At 64.7% G+C, this 16394-nt stretch carries 11 protein-coding genes and 1 pseudogene; 5 read left to right on the top strand and 7 right to left on the bottom strand.

The window, feature by feature from the left end:
* Positions 1–69: 69 nt before the first annotated feature.
* Positions 70–309, bottom strand: a pseudogene (locus tag ATJ93_RS19670) (hypothetical protein); the annotation flags it as partial.
* A gap of 60 nt (positions 310–369) precedes the next feature.
* On the opposite strand from ATJ93_RS19670, the gene ATJ93_RS19665 reads away from it, so the two are divergent.
* The 4 genes from ATJ93_RS19665 to ATJ93_RS19650 all read left to right on the top strand — a co-directional run bounded on the left by ATJ93_RS19665 (position 370) and on the right by ATJ93_RS19650 (position 3760).
* A complete protein-coding gene (locus tag ATJ93_RS19665) occupies positions 370–1506 on the top strand; it encodes a mandelate racemase/muconate lactonizing enzyme family protein (RefSeq protein ID WP_120246354.1) in 1137 nt (378 codons plus the stop codon).
* A 70-nt stretch (positions 1507–1576) separates the two neighbouring features.
* On the top strand, positions 1577–2416 hold the full coding sequence (locus ATJ93_RS19660) for an NAD-dependent epimerase/dehydratase family protein (RefSeq protein ID WP_120246353.1): 840 nt from the start codon (positions 1577–1579) through the stop codon (positions 2414–2416).
* A gap of 117 nt (positions 2417–2533) precedes the next feature.
* Positions 2534–2758 (top strand): hypothetical protein, encoded by a 225-nt coding sequence (locus tag ATJ93_RS19655; protein ID WP_120246352.1) that lies wholly within the window; start codon positions 2534–2536, stop codon positions 2756–2758.
* A gap of 198 nt (positions 2759–2956) precedes the next feature.
* A complete protein-coding gene (locus ATJ93_RS19650) occupies positions 2957–3760 on the top strand; it encodes an SDR family NAD(P)-dependent oxidoreductase (RefSeq protein WP_120246351.1) in 804 nt (267 codons plus the stop codon).
* Positions 3761–4021: 261 nt separating this feature from the next.
* Here the strand turns inward: ATJ93_RS19650 and ATJ93_RS19645 are convergent, their stop codons facing one another.
* The 6 genes from ATJ93_RS19645 to ATJ93_RS19620 all read right to left on the bottom strand — a co-directional run bounded on the left by ATJ93_RS19645 (position 4022) and on the right by ATJ93_RS19620 (position 13184).
* Positions 4022–5875, bottom strand: a complete 1854-nt coding sequence (locus ATJ93_RS19645) for an ABC transporter substrate-binding protein (RefSeq protein ID WP_120246350.1) — start codon at positions 5873–5875, stop codon at positions 4022–4024.
* 200 nt (positions 5876–6075) lie between these two features.
* Complete coding sequence (locus ATJ93_RS19640) at positions 6076–8274, bottom strand: ABC transporter ATP-binding protein (RefSeq protein ID WP_120246349.1); 2199 nt, start codon at positions 8272–8274, stop codon at positions 6076–6078.
* A gap of 6 nt (positions 8275–8280) precedes the next feature.
* The gene (locus ATJ93_RS19635) at positions 8281–9402 is read right to left on the bottom strand and encodes an ABC transporter permease (RefSeq protein ID WP_120246348.1); all 1122 of its coding nucleotides are present in this window, start codon (positions 9400–9402) and stop codon (positions 8281–8283) included.
* 159 nt (positions 9403–9561) lie between these two features.
* Complete coding sequence (locus ATJ93_RS19630; protein WP_211334098.1) at positions 9562–10566, bottom strand: ABC transporter permease; 1005 nt, start codon at positions 10564–10566, stop codon at positions 9562–9564.
* Positions 10567–10669: 103 nt separating this feature from the next.
* Positions 10670–10867 carry a hypothetical protein gene (locus ATJ93_RS19625; RefSeq protein ID WP_120246347.1) on the bottom strand — a complete coding sequence of 66 codons (198 nt, stop codon included), beginning with the start codon at positions 10865–10867 and terminating at the stop codon, positions 10670–10672.
* A gap of 190 nt (positions 10868–11057) precedes the next feature.
* Positions 11058–13184, bottom strand: coding sequence for a pectate lyase (locus tag ATJ93_RS19620; RefSeq protein ID WP_120246346.1), 2127 nt, complete (start codon positions 13182–13184; stop codon positions 11058–11060).
* 207 nt (positions 13185–13391) lie between these two features.
* Between ATJ93_RS19620 and ATJ93_RS19615 the strand changes: the two genes are divergently transcribed.
* Positions 13392–15719 carry a glycoside hydrolase family 3 N-terminal domain-containing protein gene (locus ATJ93_RS19615; protein ID WP_120246345.1) on the top strand — a complete coding sequence of 776 codons (2328 nt, stop codon included), beginning with the start codon at positions 13392–13394 and terminating at the stop codon, positions 15717–15719.
* The last annotated feature ends 675 nt before the right edge of the window (positions 15720–16394 follow it).

Raw genomic sequence — 16394 nt, 5'->3', positions numbered from 1 at the left:
GAAACGGCGGTTTCGCTAACGGGAGAGTTCGAGAGATAGTGAGCGGCTAACCAGAAATCGACTGAATGGATCGATTGCGTTCCGGATGTGGGGCATTTCAAGGAGTTCGTCGAGGAGTGTTCGAGAGGGCGTCTTCTTCCGAACGTTGAGACACAGGAGAACGGTGTGCTGATGAAGCGTGTAACGTCGTTTCGAGAACGTCGAGGAGTATCGAGCGACACTACGTTTCGCTAACTGAAATGCTTCCTCGACAAACCGGAGCAGGCCACTCTCAGCCCGCAGTCTCGGAGGCGACCGTCCAGAACACATCGACGACGAGAGCGCCGCCTCAGCGCAAGCTATTTCGGGGCGGGCGCCACTCGGTAGCACATGGAAATCACGTCACTCGAGACGATTCCGCTCGAACACGAGTTACCCGAAGGCCGCGGTCTCGGCGACGCCCGCGGATTCGGTCGCACCCGTGCAACTACGCTCGTCCGCCTCGAGACCGACGACGGACTGGTCGGCTGGGGCGAGGCGTTCGCACCCGGACAGATCGCCGCCGCCACGATCGACGAACTGTTCCGGGACGACGTAGTCGGCATGGATCCGTTCGACGTCGAGTCGCTGGCCGACGGCTCCTACACTGATCCGTACCACTTCGGCGGCGACGTCTTCGTCCAGAGCGCGCTGAGCGCGATCGACGTCGCCTGCTGGGACATCATCGGAAAGTCGGTCGGCCGGCCGATCCACCGGCTGCTCGGCGGCCGCGAGCGGGACACGCTGACCCCCTACGCCTCGACGATGTACTACACGGCCGAAGACCGACCGCTCGAGGAGCCGATCCGCGAGGCGGTCGAAGAGGGCTTTACCGCGGCCAAGATCAAGATCGGCGCGGATCCCGAGACTGACGTCGAACGGGTCCGTGTCGCCCGCGAAATTCTCGGCGATGACGGCACGCTCATGGTGGACATGAACGGGAACTACCGGCCCCATCAGGCGATCAAGACGGCGAAGCGAATAGCCGAGTACGACGTCGCCTGGATCGAGGAGCCGGTGCCGCCGGAGAACCCGTCGGGCTACCGCGACGTGAAGGCGAAGGTCGACGTGCCGCTGGCGGCCGGGGAAGCCCACTACGGCCGGTTCGATTTCAAGCGCCTGATCGACGACCGGCAGGTCGACATCGTCCAGCCGAACCTCGGGCGCTGCGGCGGGCTCTCCGAGGCCCGGTTGATCGCCGACATGGCCTCGACGGAGAACGTCGCCGTCAGACCCCACATCTGGAACAGCGCCGTCGGCATGGCCGCCGCGATCCAGTTCGCCGCCAGCGTCTCGGACTACCCCCACACCCGGAACGTGCCGGAGCCGATGCTGATCGAGTTCGACCGCAGCACCAACCCGCTGCGCAGCGAGTTGCTCGAGGCACCGTTCGACCCGGCCGGCGGCACGCTCGAGGTTCCCCAAGAGCCGGGACTGGGAATCTCGATCGACGAGGACGCGCTGGCGACGTACCGCGCCGACGAATAGCGGACTCAGGAGGTGCTGTCGACTCCGTTGAACCCATCAATTTAATAGGCATACCCGTCGGATAACTGGTATGGACGTCCTTGTGACCGGCGCGTACGGTCGCTGCGGCACGGCGATCATCGACCACTTGCACGACCGCGAGGAGTACAACTTCACCTACTACAACCGTTCGGACCGTCCCGACGATCATCCCTACGGCGGCTACGACACCGTCGTCGGCGATATCAGCGACTACGAGACGCTTCGGGACGCCTGCGAGGGACAGGACGCGATCGTCCACCTCGCCGCGTTCCCCAGCACGGACGGCGACTGGCACGACGTCTTCGAGCCCAACGTTATCGGCATGTACAACGTCCTCGAGGCCGCACGCGAGGCGGAAGTCGAGTCGATCATTTTCGGCTCGACCAACCACGTGATGGGGATGTACGAGGAGGAGTTCGCCCCCGAGATCTACGAGCCCGACTTCGACCTCGTGCTCGATCACACCGATCCGGTGCGGCCCGACTCCTACTACGGCGCCTCGAAGAGCTTCGGCGAGGACCTCGGCCGGTACTACGTCGAGGACTACGAGTACCCGACGCAGTTCTATGCGCTCCGGATCTGTACGGTCAACTCGAGCGAGTACGACCACCCCTACGGGGACGCCGAGCAGGGCGTCGACGAGGGCAACTGGGAGCGCGGCAGCGACGAGTACGAGCGCTGGGTCGCACGGATGAAGGCGATGTGGCAGTCGCGTCGGGACTTCGCCCACCAGATCGACTGCTGTCTGCAGGACGACGACGTATCGTTCGACATCTTCCACGGGGTCAGCGATAACCGGCGGCGGTGGTTCGACCTCGAGCACGCCCGAGCACGGATCGGCTACGACCCGCAGGACGACGGCGAGGAGTGGGACGCGCCGCCGGAGTGACCGTCCGCTCGTCTACTCGCTGCGTTCGGGTTCAGCGTTCAGTTGCGACGGCTGGGCCACGGTAATCGGTATCGTTCCCCAATCAATTTATATCGGAATGACGTAGTAACGGATACAATGTCGACGATCCAACGAGCGCCCGTCCCAGAACCGGTCCGGCAGGGGCTCGGACTCATCCAGAACTCGGTATCGCTGGTTATCCTCGCAATGGGGGTTCTGTTACTCCTCACCGGGTTTATCATCCAGACAGGCGTGTGGGCAGCGATATTCGCGGTCTGGGGAACGGCGTTGACGATCGTCGGGGCGACGGCGTACGCGATCGTCTGGTGGTCGTACCAGTGAACTGCCACGGAGCCGTTCCTCGCAGTCGCCAACTGGACCGGTGACCCCGTCAGTGGCAACTCGAGCGAGGTCGACACGCTGTTGCAACGCCCGCAGTCGGTGTTCGGGTGCCGTGGATCGCTGTGCAGTGCTCACGCTCGTCCCATAGTCGGCGCGAGCGCCGAAGCTATTATTGGACGCACCGATGTGTGAGATCGTATGTCAGAGACACTGGCAGATACGGTCGCCGTCATCACTGGCGGCGGTGCGGGAATCGGCGAAGCAACCTGTCTCCGACTCGCCGAAGCGGGCGCGTCGATCGCCGCTGTCGACTGGGACGGCGATGCGGCCGAGGCGACCGCCGCGGACGTAACGGAGCGGACCGGCCAGGCGGCGATCGGCATCGAAACCGACGTCGCCGACGAATCCGCCGTCGAGGAAATGGCAGAAACCGTCGTCGGCCGCTTCGATAGGGTCGACGTACTGGTCAACAACGCCGGCATTCGCGTCGATCCCGGGCCCGTCACCGAGGCCGACGCGGAAAGCTGGGATCGGATCCTCGGCGTGAACCTCGAGGGCGCGGCCTTCTGTGCGAAACACCTGATTCCGTACATGGACGGCGGCGCGATCGTTAACGTGGCTTCGAACGGGGCCGAGGTCGCGCGGCCCGACTGGTCCCAGTACGATGCCACGAAAGGTGCGCTCGTCTCGATGACGAAAGACATGGCCTGTGACCACGCACCCGATGGAATCCGCGTCAACGCCGTCTCGCCCGGCTGGGTCATCACCGACTACCACCTGCCGGACGACGAAGACGAGGCGGAAGCGTTCTTCGACGAGAAGACAGCGCCCCACGCCGACGGCCCAGGGATCCTGAAACGCGCCGCAGCGCCGCGAGAAGTCGCCGACGCCATTCGGTTTCTAGCGTCGGACGAGGCCTCGTTTATCACCGGCACGAACCTCGAGGTCGACGGCGGACTCGCGGCCGTCGGCAAGGGTCTCGAGTGGGACTCGCTGTCCTGATCGGACCGACCTGCAGGGAGCCCAATCGAACAGTGGACCCGTCTGACCGGAACGTGGGGTGATATCGATCAAGCGCGCAGCAGCCGGGACGAACTGAGAGACGTACCGGCGGCTCGGAGCGACGTTCGGAGTCGGACGCGAAAAACGGAGTTCGCTGAATCGCAAGTTGCCCGCTTCTACGACGCCATCACGATCGAGCGACGTTCGCAGTAGGCGGGCTACGGTCGGACGGGACGGTTCGTGCGGTCGTCAGATCGGCGGTTACTCCTTGTATCGCAGCGTTCCCTCCTCGAGCTTGGGCGCGATGTACAGCGCGTCGTCGACGCCGTCGACGATCGTGTCCGGCACGCCGTCGAACTCGAAGTGCGCCGTGTTGAGCGCGGCGGCGTCGGGTTCGTACAGCGCCTCGTACTCGGGCAGCGTCTGGTTCCACCACCACGTCAGCTCCTTGTGGTACTCTTCGTCGTCGGTGGTCATCCACTGCTGGACGTGGTCGGCGATGTTGATCGTCTTCGTCCCGCTGGAACCCTCGGGATCGCCGACGGGCATCGGGATCTCGGCCTCGGGTTCGTAGTTGGTAAGCTGGGAGATCCAGTCGACGATCAGGCCGGGCGACCACATGGCGAAGACGCCGTTGGCCGAGGAGCCGTCGGGGATGATGTCGTACTCGCCGTTCTGTCGCCGCTCGTTCATCGTCGCGTCGTCGACGTTCTCGGCTTCGACCGCGATCCCGAAGTCCTGCAGGTTCTGGATGAGGACCTGCAGGTGCTCCTGCTCGGCCGGATTCAGGATGTTGATCTCGAAGCGTTCGCCGTCGGGGGTCAGCCACTCGCCGCTGTCCTGCTCGTACCCTTCCTGGCGGAGCAGTTCCGCCGCGCGCTCGGTGTCGTTCTGGCCGTACCGGGGGAAGTCCTGGATCCACTCCGTGGAGGGGTGGCTTCCCTCCTCGATCGTCGGCCCCGGAATCCGACACGGCGGGCCGTCGAACAGTTTCTTGACGCCCTGTAGGAGGCCTTCGGTCTGTTGCTTGTCGTAAATGTGGGCGATCGCCTTTCGAACGTTCGCGTTCGAGACCGCGGAATCGTAGCCCTCCACCTCGTGGCCACAATTGAAGCAAATCAGGGAGTTTGCGGTCCGCGCCTCCCGGTACAGGGAGTGGGTGTCGGGAAGCTGGTTCCGTTGATTCTCCGGAACCGGATACCCACCCGGAACGGCGTCGACGATACCGTTGGCGTACGGTTGGACGCGCTCGCCGACGTCGCCGGACACCCACAGCTCGAACTCGTCGAAGTTGATGTCGTCAGCCCGGGGGTGATCCTCGTACTTCTCCATGAGAATGATATCGTCCCCGACCTCCGAGACCTGGAACGGCCCCTGCCCGATCGCGTCCTCGACGCTGGGATAGCTCGAGGTCGTGATCTCCTCAATGACCGTGTCCAGTTCGTCGCCCTCCGAGTTCAGCAGTTGCTCGTGCCACTGGCTCCACTGATCGTCGTCGTGCTTAGTGTAAATGCCGCGACCGATGTCGCCGTGGTACCAGCCGATCGTGTTCTGAACGGCGAAGATTTCCGACAATTCCGTGTTCAGGTGGATCCGCAGGAAGTGATCGTCGACGACCTCGATTTCGTCCATCGGCGTCGGGTTGTCGCCGTCGCCGGCCGTCGAGATGGCGATCTCCATCTCCCACTGCATCGCCCAGTCCTGTGCGACGACCGGATCGCCGTTGTGCCACGTCCACTCGTCGCTCAGTTCCGTCTCGAGCGTCGTGTCGTCGGTCATCTCCCAGCTATCGGCGATGATGGGGAACGCCTCGTTGGTCGCCGGCGAGTGGATCGCGAGCCGGTCGAAGACGTTCGCGCCCGGATGCCAGCAGCCGGTCTGTGAGGGGTTCCACGGGTTGAAGTGGCGCTGCCCCGGCGGATCGCCGACCGGATCGAAGTAGGTGAGTCGCGAATCGTCGCCGCCACCACCGCCGCCGGTACCGCCGTTTTCAGTGGTGTTTCCGTTGCCACCGCCACTACAGCCCGCGATTAGTGCAGTGCCACCGACCGCACCAGCCTTGAGGACGTCTCGCCGACTCCGTGCGCTGCTATACCGATTGGTAGGATCTGGCATACCACCCAATTGATAATGGAGGTATATATAATTAATCATCAGTCACAATGCGAGAGAATCGAAGGCCGACAATGCCACACAGAACCGGCGAGACGCGTCGCTTCGCGGTACTCGAGCAGTCCCTCGAGACGGTTCGATGTCCTCGCTACCGCCCGTCACCGGAGAACGGGCGCCGGGAAACCGAACGACGGCCGGCTTCGTTACTCGGCCGCGTCTCCGTCGTCAGTGATCGGCTCGCTGTCCCAGTACTCGTGGTCCTCGACCGCGCGGAAACACGTCACCTCGTGGAGCTCGTCGTCGGACCCGCTGTACGCGTCCGGTCGTTCGGTCCGGCAGACTTCCCGAGCCTCCGGACAACGGGTGTGGTAGCGACAGCCGCTCGGCGGATTCGTCGGGTCGGGGATGTCGATGTCGCGGATCGGCGCTTCCTCGGCTCGCTCCTCCTCGGGATCGAGTTCCGGCGTCGCCCACCGCAGCGCCTTCGTGTAGGGGTGTTGCGGGTTGCGGATGATCTGTTCCGGCGGCCCGATCTCGACGAGTTCGCCCAGGTAGACGACGCCGATCCGACCGCCCGTCTTCTCGGTGATGTAGCGGGCGTTCGAGAGGTCGTGCGAGACGAACAGGTACGAGGTGTCGAAGGTGTCCTGAAGCTTGATCATCAGGTCCATCATCTCGACGCGCAGGGAGACGTCCAGCGCCGAGACCGGTTCGTCCGCGAGGATGACCTCCGGATTCATCAACATCGCGCGGATCAGGGCGACGCGCTGTTGCTCGCCACCCGACAGTTGGTGGGGGTAGCGTTCGATATAATCTTCCGGCGGCGTCATCCCGACGTGCTCGAGCAGGCTCAGGATCCGCTGCTTTCGGTCGTTGCCGTCGAGTTCCTTGTTCCAGCGCTTGAGCGGTTCCTCGAGCGACTGGCGGACGCGACGGTTGGGGTTCAGCGCGCTGCCGGGATCCTGGTGGACGATCTGTAGCGACCGGCGGATCTCCGCCCAGCTGGTCTCGTCGCTACCGTTTGCCTTCACGTCCCAGATATCGTGACCGCGGTAGCGGACGCTGCCGCCGGTCGGCTCCTGGAGCCCGATGGCGGTCTTCCCGAGCGTCGTCTTTCCGCAACCGGATTCGCCGACGAGGACGACCACGTCGTTCTCGTAGATGTCGAACGAAATGCCGTCGACGGCCTTGACGACATCGGGGTCGGAGAACACGTCGAGGAAGCCGCCTTCCGTCTCGAAGTGGACCTCGACGTCGTCGAGCGAGACGACCGGCTCGCCGGTTCGCGACGAGCGCGAGCGCGCGGCGACGCTCGAGTCCGCCATCCCGATCCGGTCGTCCGCGGACTGGACCTCGGTCTCCATCGAAATCGTCTCGATGGCCTCCTCCCAGTAGTGACAGTGGACGTGATGGTCGTCGTTGACGTCGTACGGCCCGGGTGCGTCGGCCTCGCACGCCGAGTCGCCGATCGGACACCGGGGATGGAACGAACAGCCCGTGGGAACGCTCACCGGATCCGGCGCGCTCCCCTCCACCGGACGCATCGATTCGATCGGCGCGGCGAGGTTCGGCGTCGACTTGAGGAGCAGTCGCGTGTACGGATGCGCCGGATCCTCGAGAATCTCGTCCGTCGGCCCGAGTTCGACGAATTCGAAGGCGTACAGGACGCCGACCCGGTCGGCGATGTCCGCGACCAGCGGCAGGTCGTGCGTAATGAACACGATCGTCAGATCGTACTGCGTCTTGATCTCCTCGAGCAGCGAGATGATAGAGCGCTGCATCAGCAGGTCCAGCGCCGCGGTCGGCTCGTCCATCACCAGCACTTCCGGCTCGAGGACGAGCGAGAGGGCGATCAGCGCGCGCTGTTTCATCCCGCCGGAGAGTTCGTGCGGATAGCTCTCGAGGACGCGATCGGGATCGAGGTAGAGATCCTCGAGGATGCCGCGGGTGCGTCGCATCCCCTCCTCGACGTTGTAATCGTGCGCGCTCAGCGTCTCGACGAAGTGGGTGCGGATCTTCCGAACGGGGTTGAACGAGCTCATCGCCCCCTGGAAGACCATCGACACTTCCTCCCAGCGGAACTCCTTGAGTTCGTCTTTGTCGAGGTCGAGGACGTCGATCGGGTCGCCGTCGGGTGGACGGTACGTGATCTCGCCGCTGAGCAGCCCCGGATCGACGACGGCGTCGAGCAGCGCCGACGCGAGCATCGACTTGCCGCTACCGCTCTCGCCGACGATGCCGAGGACCTCGTTGCGTTCGATGTCGATGTCGACGTCGTCGAGGACCCGCGACTGGCCGCGGTTCATGTCGAACGTGACGGACGCGTTCCGCACTTGGAGAATCGGGTCTGTCGTCTCGATACTGCGGTCGAGGTCGGGTTGTGAGGTTTGTGAAACGGTCATGGCTCGTTAGATTCCACCAACGACGTTCGTGTTCTGTTCGTTCGGTTCGTCGGCGTCGGGCTCACCGCCCTCGCCGGTCGTTTTCTCGTGGCGGGCACGGACGCGCGGGTTGAAGACGCGGTCGAGCGACTGACCGAGCAAGATGAGGCCGATCGAGATGCCGATGATCGTCGCCATCGGAACGAGGAACCAGTGGAGCGCGCCCGCCGTGTAGTGGGCGCCCTCCTGGTAGGCCTGGTTCAGCATGACCCCCCAGTTCAGACTCGAGGACGAGAACGGCAGGATTGCGAGGTAGTACAGCGCAACGGCCTCGAAGATGACGCGCCGGGCAGCGTTGGTGAGGTTGATCACCACGTACGGCATCAGCTGCGGGATGATCTCCTTGAAGACGATGCGGTGGGTCGGAATGCCCATGCCGCGGGCCGCCTCGACGTAGGACTCGTGGCGGATCGTCAGCACCTGCGATCGGATCGCCCGCGCGAGGCCGCCCCACGCGCCGACGCTCAGCAGGACGCCGACCATGTAGGGGTTCTCGCCGACGGGCAGCAGCGCAGCCAGGATCATCACCAGCGGGAAGCCGGGCAGGTTGATGAACACGTCGGTGATCGAACTCAAGACAGTGTCGGTCGTGCCGCCCTTGTACCCGGCGACTCCGCCGATGAGCGTGCCGACGGCGACGGTAACCAGCGCACCCGACGCGATCATCTTGAGGATCGTCGAGGTCGAGTGAACCGTCTGGGACAGCAGGTCGCGACCCATGTTGTCCGTCCCGAGGGGGTACTCCCAGTTCTGGAACGGTTCGACCAGCGCCGGCCCCTCCGCCACCTGCGTCGGATCGATCAGGTACGGGCCGACGATCCCCATCAGGAGGTAAAACAGCACGATGGAGAAGCCGATCCGCGCCCGCCAGTCGCGCCAGATGATGGCGATCGGCGCGTAGACGTAGGTATCGTACAGTTTCCGGAGCCGGTCGCCACGGGACTCCTCGTACTCCGAGACGACTTCGAACGGGGAACTCACGTTGCCGCCGTCCGTCCGTGCGTCCGCGTTCCGGTCCGGATCCTCCCAGTCGGCGAACGGGTCGGCACCGTCGCCTGGGGCCGTCGGCTCGTCGCTCTCGTTCGTCATCTGTCCACCTCCGTCTCGGCCGCGCTCGAGTCACGCGGCCGGGTGCGAGTCGTAACCTGAGTCATGTGTGACGTCCTTTGCTGGCGTTTCGAGCGAGCCTCGAGATCGATCGCCCTCGAGGGCCGTCGGACGGGGGCCGGCGGTCCGGCCGCCCGCAGTTCAGTACGATTCACTCTCCTGCCCTCCCGCTCGCGGGTCCACGAACGAGTACGTGAGGTCGGCGACTAACAGGGCGATGACGACGGCGATCGTGATGACGGTGAACATGCCCATCATCAGCGGATAGTCGCGCTGGTAGGTCGCCGAAAGCATGTACCAGCCGAGTCCGCGGTAGGAGAACACCTGCTCTAAGACCACGGAGCCGCCGAACATCTCGCCGATGCTGATCAGGAACGCCGTATACATCGGAAGCACGGCGTTGCGGGCGACGTACTGGGTCGAGATCGTCAGATCGGAGAGCCCGCGCAGCCGCGCGACCCGGAGGTAGTCCTCGCCGAGGACGCGGATGCTGTTCCCGCGCATCCCGAGCGAGGCGACCCCAGAGGCGACCAACATTGACAGGACCGGGAGCGCAGCGTGGTGCACGATGCCCGAGATGTACGCCCAGTTGAACCCGGGCGGGACGCCGGTCGGCTGCCGTCCGCTCGTCGGGAAGATCCCCCATCGGTAGGCACAGAAGATCAACAGCAGGAGTGCGAGCACGTAGTAGGGAATCGATCCCATCATGATCGCCCACGACGTGAGCCCGACGTCGAGCTTGCCGCCCTCCCAGTAGGCCATCAGCGCGCCGACGACGACGCCGAGGAAGAAACTGATGAACAGCGACCAGCTCAACACGAACAGCGTCCAGGGGAGCGCCCGCGCGATGATATCGACGACCGGCTCCGAGTAGTACATCGACATCCCCAGATTGCCCTGGAGCATGTTGGCCATGTAGTCGACGTACGCGAGCGGAATCGGTTTGTTCGGATCGACGCTCAACCGCATCGAAACGAGCTCGCGGGCGCGAGCCGGATTAACCCCCTGTCTGATCAGTTGCTCGATCATCGCGCCCATCGGATTGCCGGGTAACAGCCGCACGAGGACGAACGTCAGTGTCAGCACCGCCCACAGCGTGAACACTGATTGTCCGATTCGGCGGATTCGCCAACCTATATTTGGCATGGTATCGTTGCACACATGGTTATGTGACTACCCTAATTAATGTATCCCATCTATAACGGATATTCTAATAGAATCAGGACTGTTCGATCCGAGCGCCGACCGGTTAGTCGAACGGCTCCCAACCGGTATACAGCACGACGAGACTGCCGACGAGCGTCAAGCCGATGGGAACGAGCGTTAGCGTTGCCACGACGAACGGTCCCGTTCCGGGTTCGATGTAGAGAAACGAGAACCCGAGCAGGAGCAAGAAGAGAACGTCGATCCCGAACAGGAGTCTCGAGGCGGATTGCAGCAGTCCCATAGTCGGGAATCCAGCCACGGGATATTAAACGTTTATCCGGTATGAACGGTTGTCGCGGTCCGCGCTGCGCATGCGCCTGCAAACGGATTCCGGCGTAGAGCGCTTCGATCGCGATCGGTACGCGAACGCAACGAGCGAAAGAATAGGGCGTCTCGAGTTCGATCTAACGCTGCTTCCGGTTCCGCGGCCGCTACTCGTGACGACCGGGTTTCGACGGCGACCGGCCAGCCCCGTGCGACCGACCGGCTTCGACGCGACGGGTCCACGAGCGGAGCCACGCGCGGGTCCCGCTCTCGGGGACGCGCAGGTCGTGCGTGTTCTCGGGCAGGTCCGGATAACCGCCGACCTCCTCCTGGCTGTCGATCCGTTCGCCGTCGCCGGTCCAGACGTCTTTGATGAGCCGCCAGTCGTGCTCGGTTCGGTCGGCGGGTCGTGCGCCGACGTTCGCGAGGTTGTGCCACCGGGTCTTCGCGGCCGGCATCGCCTCGATCCCATCGGGCCAGAGAGGCCGTTCCTCGAGTTCGGTGATACCGTCGCCGACCATCTCGCGGTCGGCGTCCCAGTACGGGATGTTGTCGTCGACGAAGGCCTCGCCGTCCCCGAAGACGTTGGGCTGGTCGCTCTGGGGTTGCTCGAAGACGTTGCCTTCGATGCTGGCGTTCGTGTCCGGGTCCATCCAGACGCCGTCCTTGTAGTGGTGGATGAGGTTGTTGACGAGGACGGTCTGGGTTCCCTCCTTCAGCCGCGGATTCCGGTCGACGTTGTACGCGTACACGCTGCCCAAGATGGCGACGTTCTCGGCGCCGTCCCCGACGAGGGTCCCGTAGCCGTGGGGGCCCTTCGGGTGGGTCGCGTCGTCGAGCGGTTCGGCGATCAGGCAGTTCGAGAGGGTCGTATCCGTCGTGTCGTAGCCGACCGAGAGGTTCTCGTCGATGCCCCACGTCGCGGTGCAGTGATCGATAACGTTGTTTTCCGTGTCGTCGCCGGTGTGAAGCGCGTCGGGTTCCCAGCCGACGTCCTGGTCGGCGTCGCCCGGTCGAACGCGGATGTGCTGGACGACGCAGTCGTCGCCCTCCACGTAGAGCCCGCCGCGGATCAGCGTGATCCCCGGCGACGGCGCGGTTTGTCCAGCGACGTAACACTCGTCGTTCGGAATCTCGAGCGTGCGTGCGCCGAGGTCGATCGTGCCGCTGGTCTCGAAGACGACGAGACGAGGGCCGTCGACGTGGAGCGCGGACTGCAGTTGACGCCGCGTCGGTTCGCGGACCGTGACGACTGGCGTCTCGTCGTCGAGCCACTCGGCGGCGGTCGCGAATCCGTCGTCCGGATCGAAGTGCGACTTGCTCTCCGGTCCGCCGTCGCCGCCGGAGCCGTTCGACCTGCTCGGCGTCGCGAACTGTGCAGTCGAGCCGACGGCCGAATCCCCGTCGCCGGCCTCGACGGCCGCGCGGAATTCGTAGTAGCGACGGGTGTCGAGCCCCGAAACCTCGGCGCTGAACGATCCCGGCTCCGAGAGCGTCCGTGCGTCGGTTCGCTGCCAGGACTCTCTGGGAACCTCGCGGTACTCGAAGTAGCAGTCGGCGGCGTCGGCGCCGCCGAGGTCGTCGAGCGTTCCGTGAAGCGTGACGCCGTCCGCCGTAACGTCGGTCGCCTCGTCGGTCGAGGCGAAGGGAACGCCCTCCTCGGTCGAGACGCTTCCGGCGACCTCGACGTCGCCGATATCCTGGTTCGTCATCGCCTCGAGCGAGAGTCCCTCGAGGTCCTTGAACGTCGCCGTCGCGAGCGTGCCGGCGTTGTGGCTCGTGACCGCCAGCCCGACGTAGACCTCGTCGGCGAGCGCGATGTCGTCTGCGCCGAGCTGTCCGAGGTCCGTCCAGTTTTCGCCGTCGGGAGAGCCGTAGGCCTCGATCGTCTCGCCGCTGCGCCGGAGGCGGAGCCAGTCCGCCTGGATCGCGTCCATGCTATCGGAATCGGCACCGGCATCGGGTCGCCACTGGACCGACGCTTCGCCGTTCGGTCGGTGCCGTACCATCGCGTTGGCCGCGTCGGCTGTCAACGAGTTCCGGACCATGAGCCCTGCTTTGGCCCACGGATCCGTGTTCTCGACGCCGAGGCTGTGGACGACGACGTCGAAGTCGCCGGTGAGCGACTGATAGTAGTAGTGGAAGGCGTCTTCGGTGCTCCAGATGTCCGCACCGCCGCCCTCCATTGTGATGACCGTCGCTGCCGCGGCCGTGTTACTGATCGCCGTGCCCGCGGCGATGCCGAGACTCCCCGCTCCGATCGTGCGCAGAAACGCGCGTCTGTGCTGTGTCATTGGCTCGCACCGAGCCGACAGTATCACGATTTATTTGATAAATCTTTTGTCGATGGTTATCACGGACGGTTATCGGTCGTCGACCCGTCGCAAGCCGCTTCTCGAGTCGCGACGAGACTGTCGTACCCAAGAATGACTCGCCCTCGGTCGTCCGTTCGAATCGTGACGACCGGAGTACTTTTCACGACGGATGACACGCCCATTGGTATGCCAGACGATACCAGACCGGCGTATCGAGATCCGTCGCTGTCGTCCGCACGGCGCACCGAAGAGCTGCTCGAGCGGATGACCCTCGAGGAAAAAGTTGCACAACTGGGCTCGATCCCCGCCTCGGAACTGCTCTCCGATGGCGAGTTCGATCACAAACAAGCAGAGGAGATCCTCGCCGAAGGCACCGGCCAGATCACCCGCATCGGCGGCGAGGGAAACCTCTCGCCTCGCGACGCTGCGGAAGTCGCGAACGCGGCCCAGGCGGTCCTCGCCGAGACCCGACTCGGGATTCCGGCGACGCCCCACGAGGAGTGTCTCAGCGGCTACATGGGCCCCGGCGGAACGACGTTCCCGCAGTCGATCGGGCTCGCGAGCACGTGGTCGCCCGATCTAGTCGAGGAGATCACGACCGAAATTCGCAAGCAGCTACGAGCAATCGGCGCGGTTCACGCGCTCTCGCCGGTACTGGACCTCGCGCGGGATCACCGGTGGGGGCGCACCGAGGAGACCTTCGGGGAGGATCAGTACCTCGTCGCTCGGATGGCCTGCGTGTACGTGTCGGGACTACAAGGCGACGACCACGAGGCAGGGATTTCGGCGACGCTCAAACATTTCGTCGGTCACGGCGCACCCTCGGGCGGCAAGAACCGCGCGTCCGTCTCGCTGGGCCCGCGAGCGCTCCGTGAGCACCTGTTCCCCTTCGAGGCAGCCGTGAAGGAGGGCGACGCCGAATCCGTGATGAACGCCTATCACGATCTCGACGGCGTTCCCTGTGGCAGCTCCCGGTATCTGCTCACCGAACTGCTACGCAAGCAGTGGGGCTTCGACGGCGTCGTCGTCGCCGACTACGGGACGGTCACGAAACTGCGCAGCGAGCACGAGGTCGCCGCCGACGACCGCGAGGCCGCGATCATGGCGCTCGAGGCGGGGATCGACGTCGAACTCTCGAGCATCGACGCCTACGAGGAGCTCGTCGCGGCCGTCGAAGACGGGGAAATCGCAGAGGAGACGGTCGACGAGTCCGTCCGCCGTGTCCTCCGGTCGAAGTTCCGAAAGGGACTGTTCGAGGCCGATCCCGTCGATCCCGATGCAGTCGACGACGTCTTCGAAACCGACGGCCAGCGAGCGCTCGCGCGGCGGGCCGCCCGCGAGTCGGTGACGCTCTTACAGGACGAGGCCGACGTCCTCCCGCTCGATCCCGACGCCGTCGAGTCGGTCGCCGCGATCGGCCCGAAGGCCGACGCGACGGAAGGATTGCTCGGCGACTACGCCTACCTCGCACACTTCCCGGAACTCGACGATGCGGACGCCGGCATCGACATCGTCTCGCCGCTGTCGGCGCTCGAGGATCGCTTCGGTGCCGACGCCGTTACGCACACACCCGGCTGTACGCTCACCGGTCCGTCCACCGACCGCATCGACGAAGCGGTCGCAGCGGTCGACGAGGCGGACGTGGCCGTCGCGTTAGTCGGCGCAAATTCGACGATCGACTTCAGCGACGCCGACGACGACCGCGCCCACCAGCCGACGATCTCGACCAGCGGCGAGGGCCGCGACGTCACCGATCTCGGGCTCCCCGGTGTCCAGGAGCAACTTCTCGAGGCCGTCACGGAGACGGACACGCCGACCGTCGCCGTCGTCGTGAGCGGGAAACCCCACGCGCTGACCGACGTCGCCGACGCCGTGCCGACGATCGCCCACGCGTGGCTGCCGGGCGAGGAGGGCGGCGCGGGAATCGCGGACGTGCTCGTCGGCGACCACAATCCGAGCGGCCGGCTTCCGGTCTCGCTCCCTCGCGACGCCGGACAGTTGCCGATCAACTACAATCGCAATCCCAACGCGGTCAGCGGCGATTACGTCTACACGCCCGGAGACGCGTTGTTTCCGTTCGGCCACGGCGAAAGCTACACGACGTTCGCGTACGGTGATCTCGAGCTCGCGGCCGACGCGGTGGGCCCTGCAGGGACGATCGAGGCGAGCGTGACGATCGAAAACGTCGGCGATCGGGCCGGCCACGAAGTCGTCCAGTGGTACAGCCACGCTCGGAACCCGCCGCTCGTACGGCCCGTCCAGCAACTGCGCGCCTTCGAGCGGGTCTTCCTCGAGCCGGGCGAGCGGGCTCGCGTCACGGTCGAACTCGGCACGTCTCAACTTGCCCTCCTCGACGAAACGGAAGAACTGGCCGTCCACCCCGGCGAATACGAGCTTCGAGTCGGCCGCTCCGCTGCTGACATCCGAGCAACCGCCACCGTCGAGATCGGCGGGGAGAAGCGGCTCGTTCCCACGATCGAGAAACGCTTCTTCGGCGAGACGCGCGTCGAGTAACGGCGTCGAGCCGCGTCTCAAACAGTATCGTCGGCTCGAGTCGAGGAAACAACTCGGTATCGGTACTACAGGGGTAGTGCGTCAGGAGTTCGTGGCTCGCGATCGTCGCGCCGGGAAGCCGAAGCCGACGGCGCCATTCCCGACCGCGGAACGAAAACCCCGCTGCCAACCGGCCACCCCCGCTCCGAATTCGACTCCCGAACCGGTTCGGGGCTGTCGCGACGGTTCGATCGCTGCATCGATCGGTACCGTCGTTCCTCTCTCGAGAACGAGCGGCTATCATCGAGTATCGGCGAGCGAACCGCCCGTGCCGACGGAATTCCGCCTTCATCGGCGAAGAGCGGCGGTCGTAGTGCGACTGATATCCCGATTACGAACGCGGGAGGTTACAATCGTATGGTCGTAATAGGAACGGCGGAGCGCCGGGAGGATCGATCGCACTCGTCTCCGATCCGGACGACCGTATCGACAGTCAGCCCTCAAATCTACGAGTGTCAGGTCGTTCCGCGGCAAGCGCGGGTGAGTCGGGTATCGATGACTGCCCGACCCGTCACAGATAGTTCCCCTCTGGGGAACGCCTGATCGCTGCTCGAATCAGGGCTCGAGGACGCTGGCGCCCTCGAGATCGTATTCCTGGGGATAGCCGCGCTCGATATCGACGAGTTCGGCGAATAC

Origin of the sequence: Halopiger aswanensis (assembly GCF_003610195.1) — an archaeon.
In the GTDB taxonomy this organism is placed as follows: Archaea; Halobacteriota; Halobacteria; order Halobacteriales; family Natrialbaceae; genus Halopiger; species Halopiger aswanensis.
The sequence above is the reverse complement of the archived record's forward strand: the minus strand, read 5'-3'. Positions and strand labels throughout refer to the sequence as shown.

Bases quoted from the DNA above. Each gene is read 5' to 3' on its own strand.
- ATJ93_RS19665 (WP_120246354.1), top strand. From the start codon at position 370: ATGGAAATCACGTCACTCGAGACGATTCCGCTCGAACACGAGTTACCC.
- ATJ93_RS19660 (WP_120246353.1), top strand. From the start codon at position 1,577: ATGGACGTCCTTGTGACCGGCGCGTACGGTCGCTGCGGCACGGCGATC.
- ATJ93_RS19655 (WP_120246352.1), top strand. From the start codon at position 2,534: ATGTCGACGATCCAACGAGCGCCCGTCCCAGAACCGGTCCGGCAGGGG.
- ATJ93_RS19650 (WP_120246351.1), top strand. From the start codon at position 2,957: ATGTCAGAGACACTGGCAGATACGGTCGCCGTCATCACTGGCGGCGGT.
- ATJ93_RS19645 (WP_120246350.1), bottom strand. From the start codon at position 5,875: ATGCCAGATCCTACCAATCGGTATAGCAGCGCACGGAGTCGGCGAGAC.
- ATJ93_RS19640 (WP_120246349.1), bottom strand. From the start codon at position 8,274: ATGACCGTTTCACAAACCTCACAACCCGACCTCGACCGCAGTATCGAG.
- ATJ93_RS19635 (WP_120246348.1), bottom strand. From the start codon at position 9,402: ATGACGAACGAGAGCGACGAGCCGACGGCCCCAGGCGACGGTGCCGAC.
- ATJ93_RS19630 (WP_211334098.1), bottom strand. From the start codon at position 10,566: ATGCCAAATATAGGTTGGCGAATCCGCCGAATCGGACAATCAGTGTTC.
- ATJ93_RS19625 (WP_120246347.1), bottom strand. From the start codon at position 10,867: ATGGGACTGCTGCAATCCGCCTCGAGACTCCTGTTCGGGATCGACGTT.
- ATJ93_RS19620 (WP_120246346.1), bottom strand. From the start codon at position 13,184: ATGACACAGCACAGACGCGCGTTTCTGCGCACGATCGGAGCGGGGAGT.
- ATJ93_RS19615 (WP_120246345.1), top strand. From the start codon at position 13,392: ATGCCAGACGATACCAGACCGGCGTATCGAGATCCGTCGCTGTCGTCC.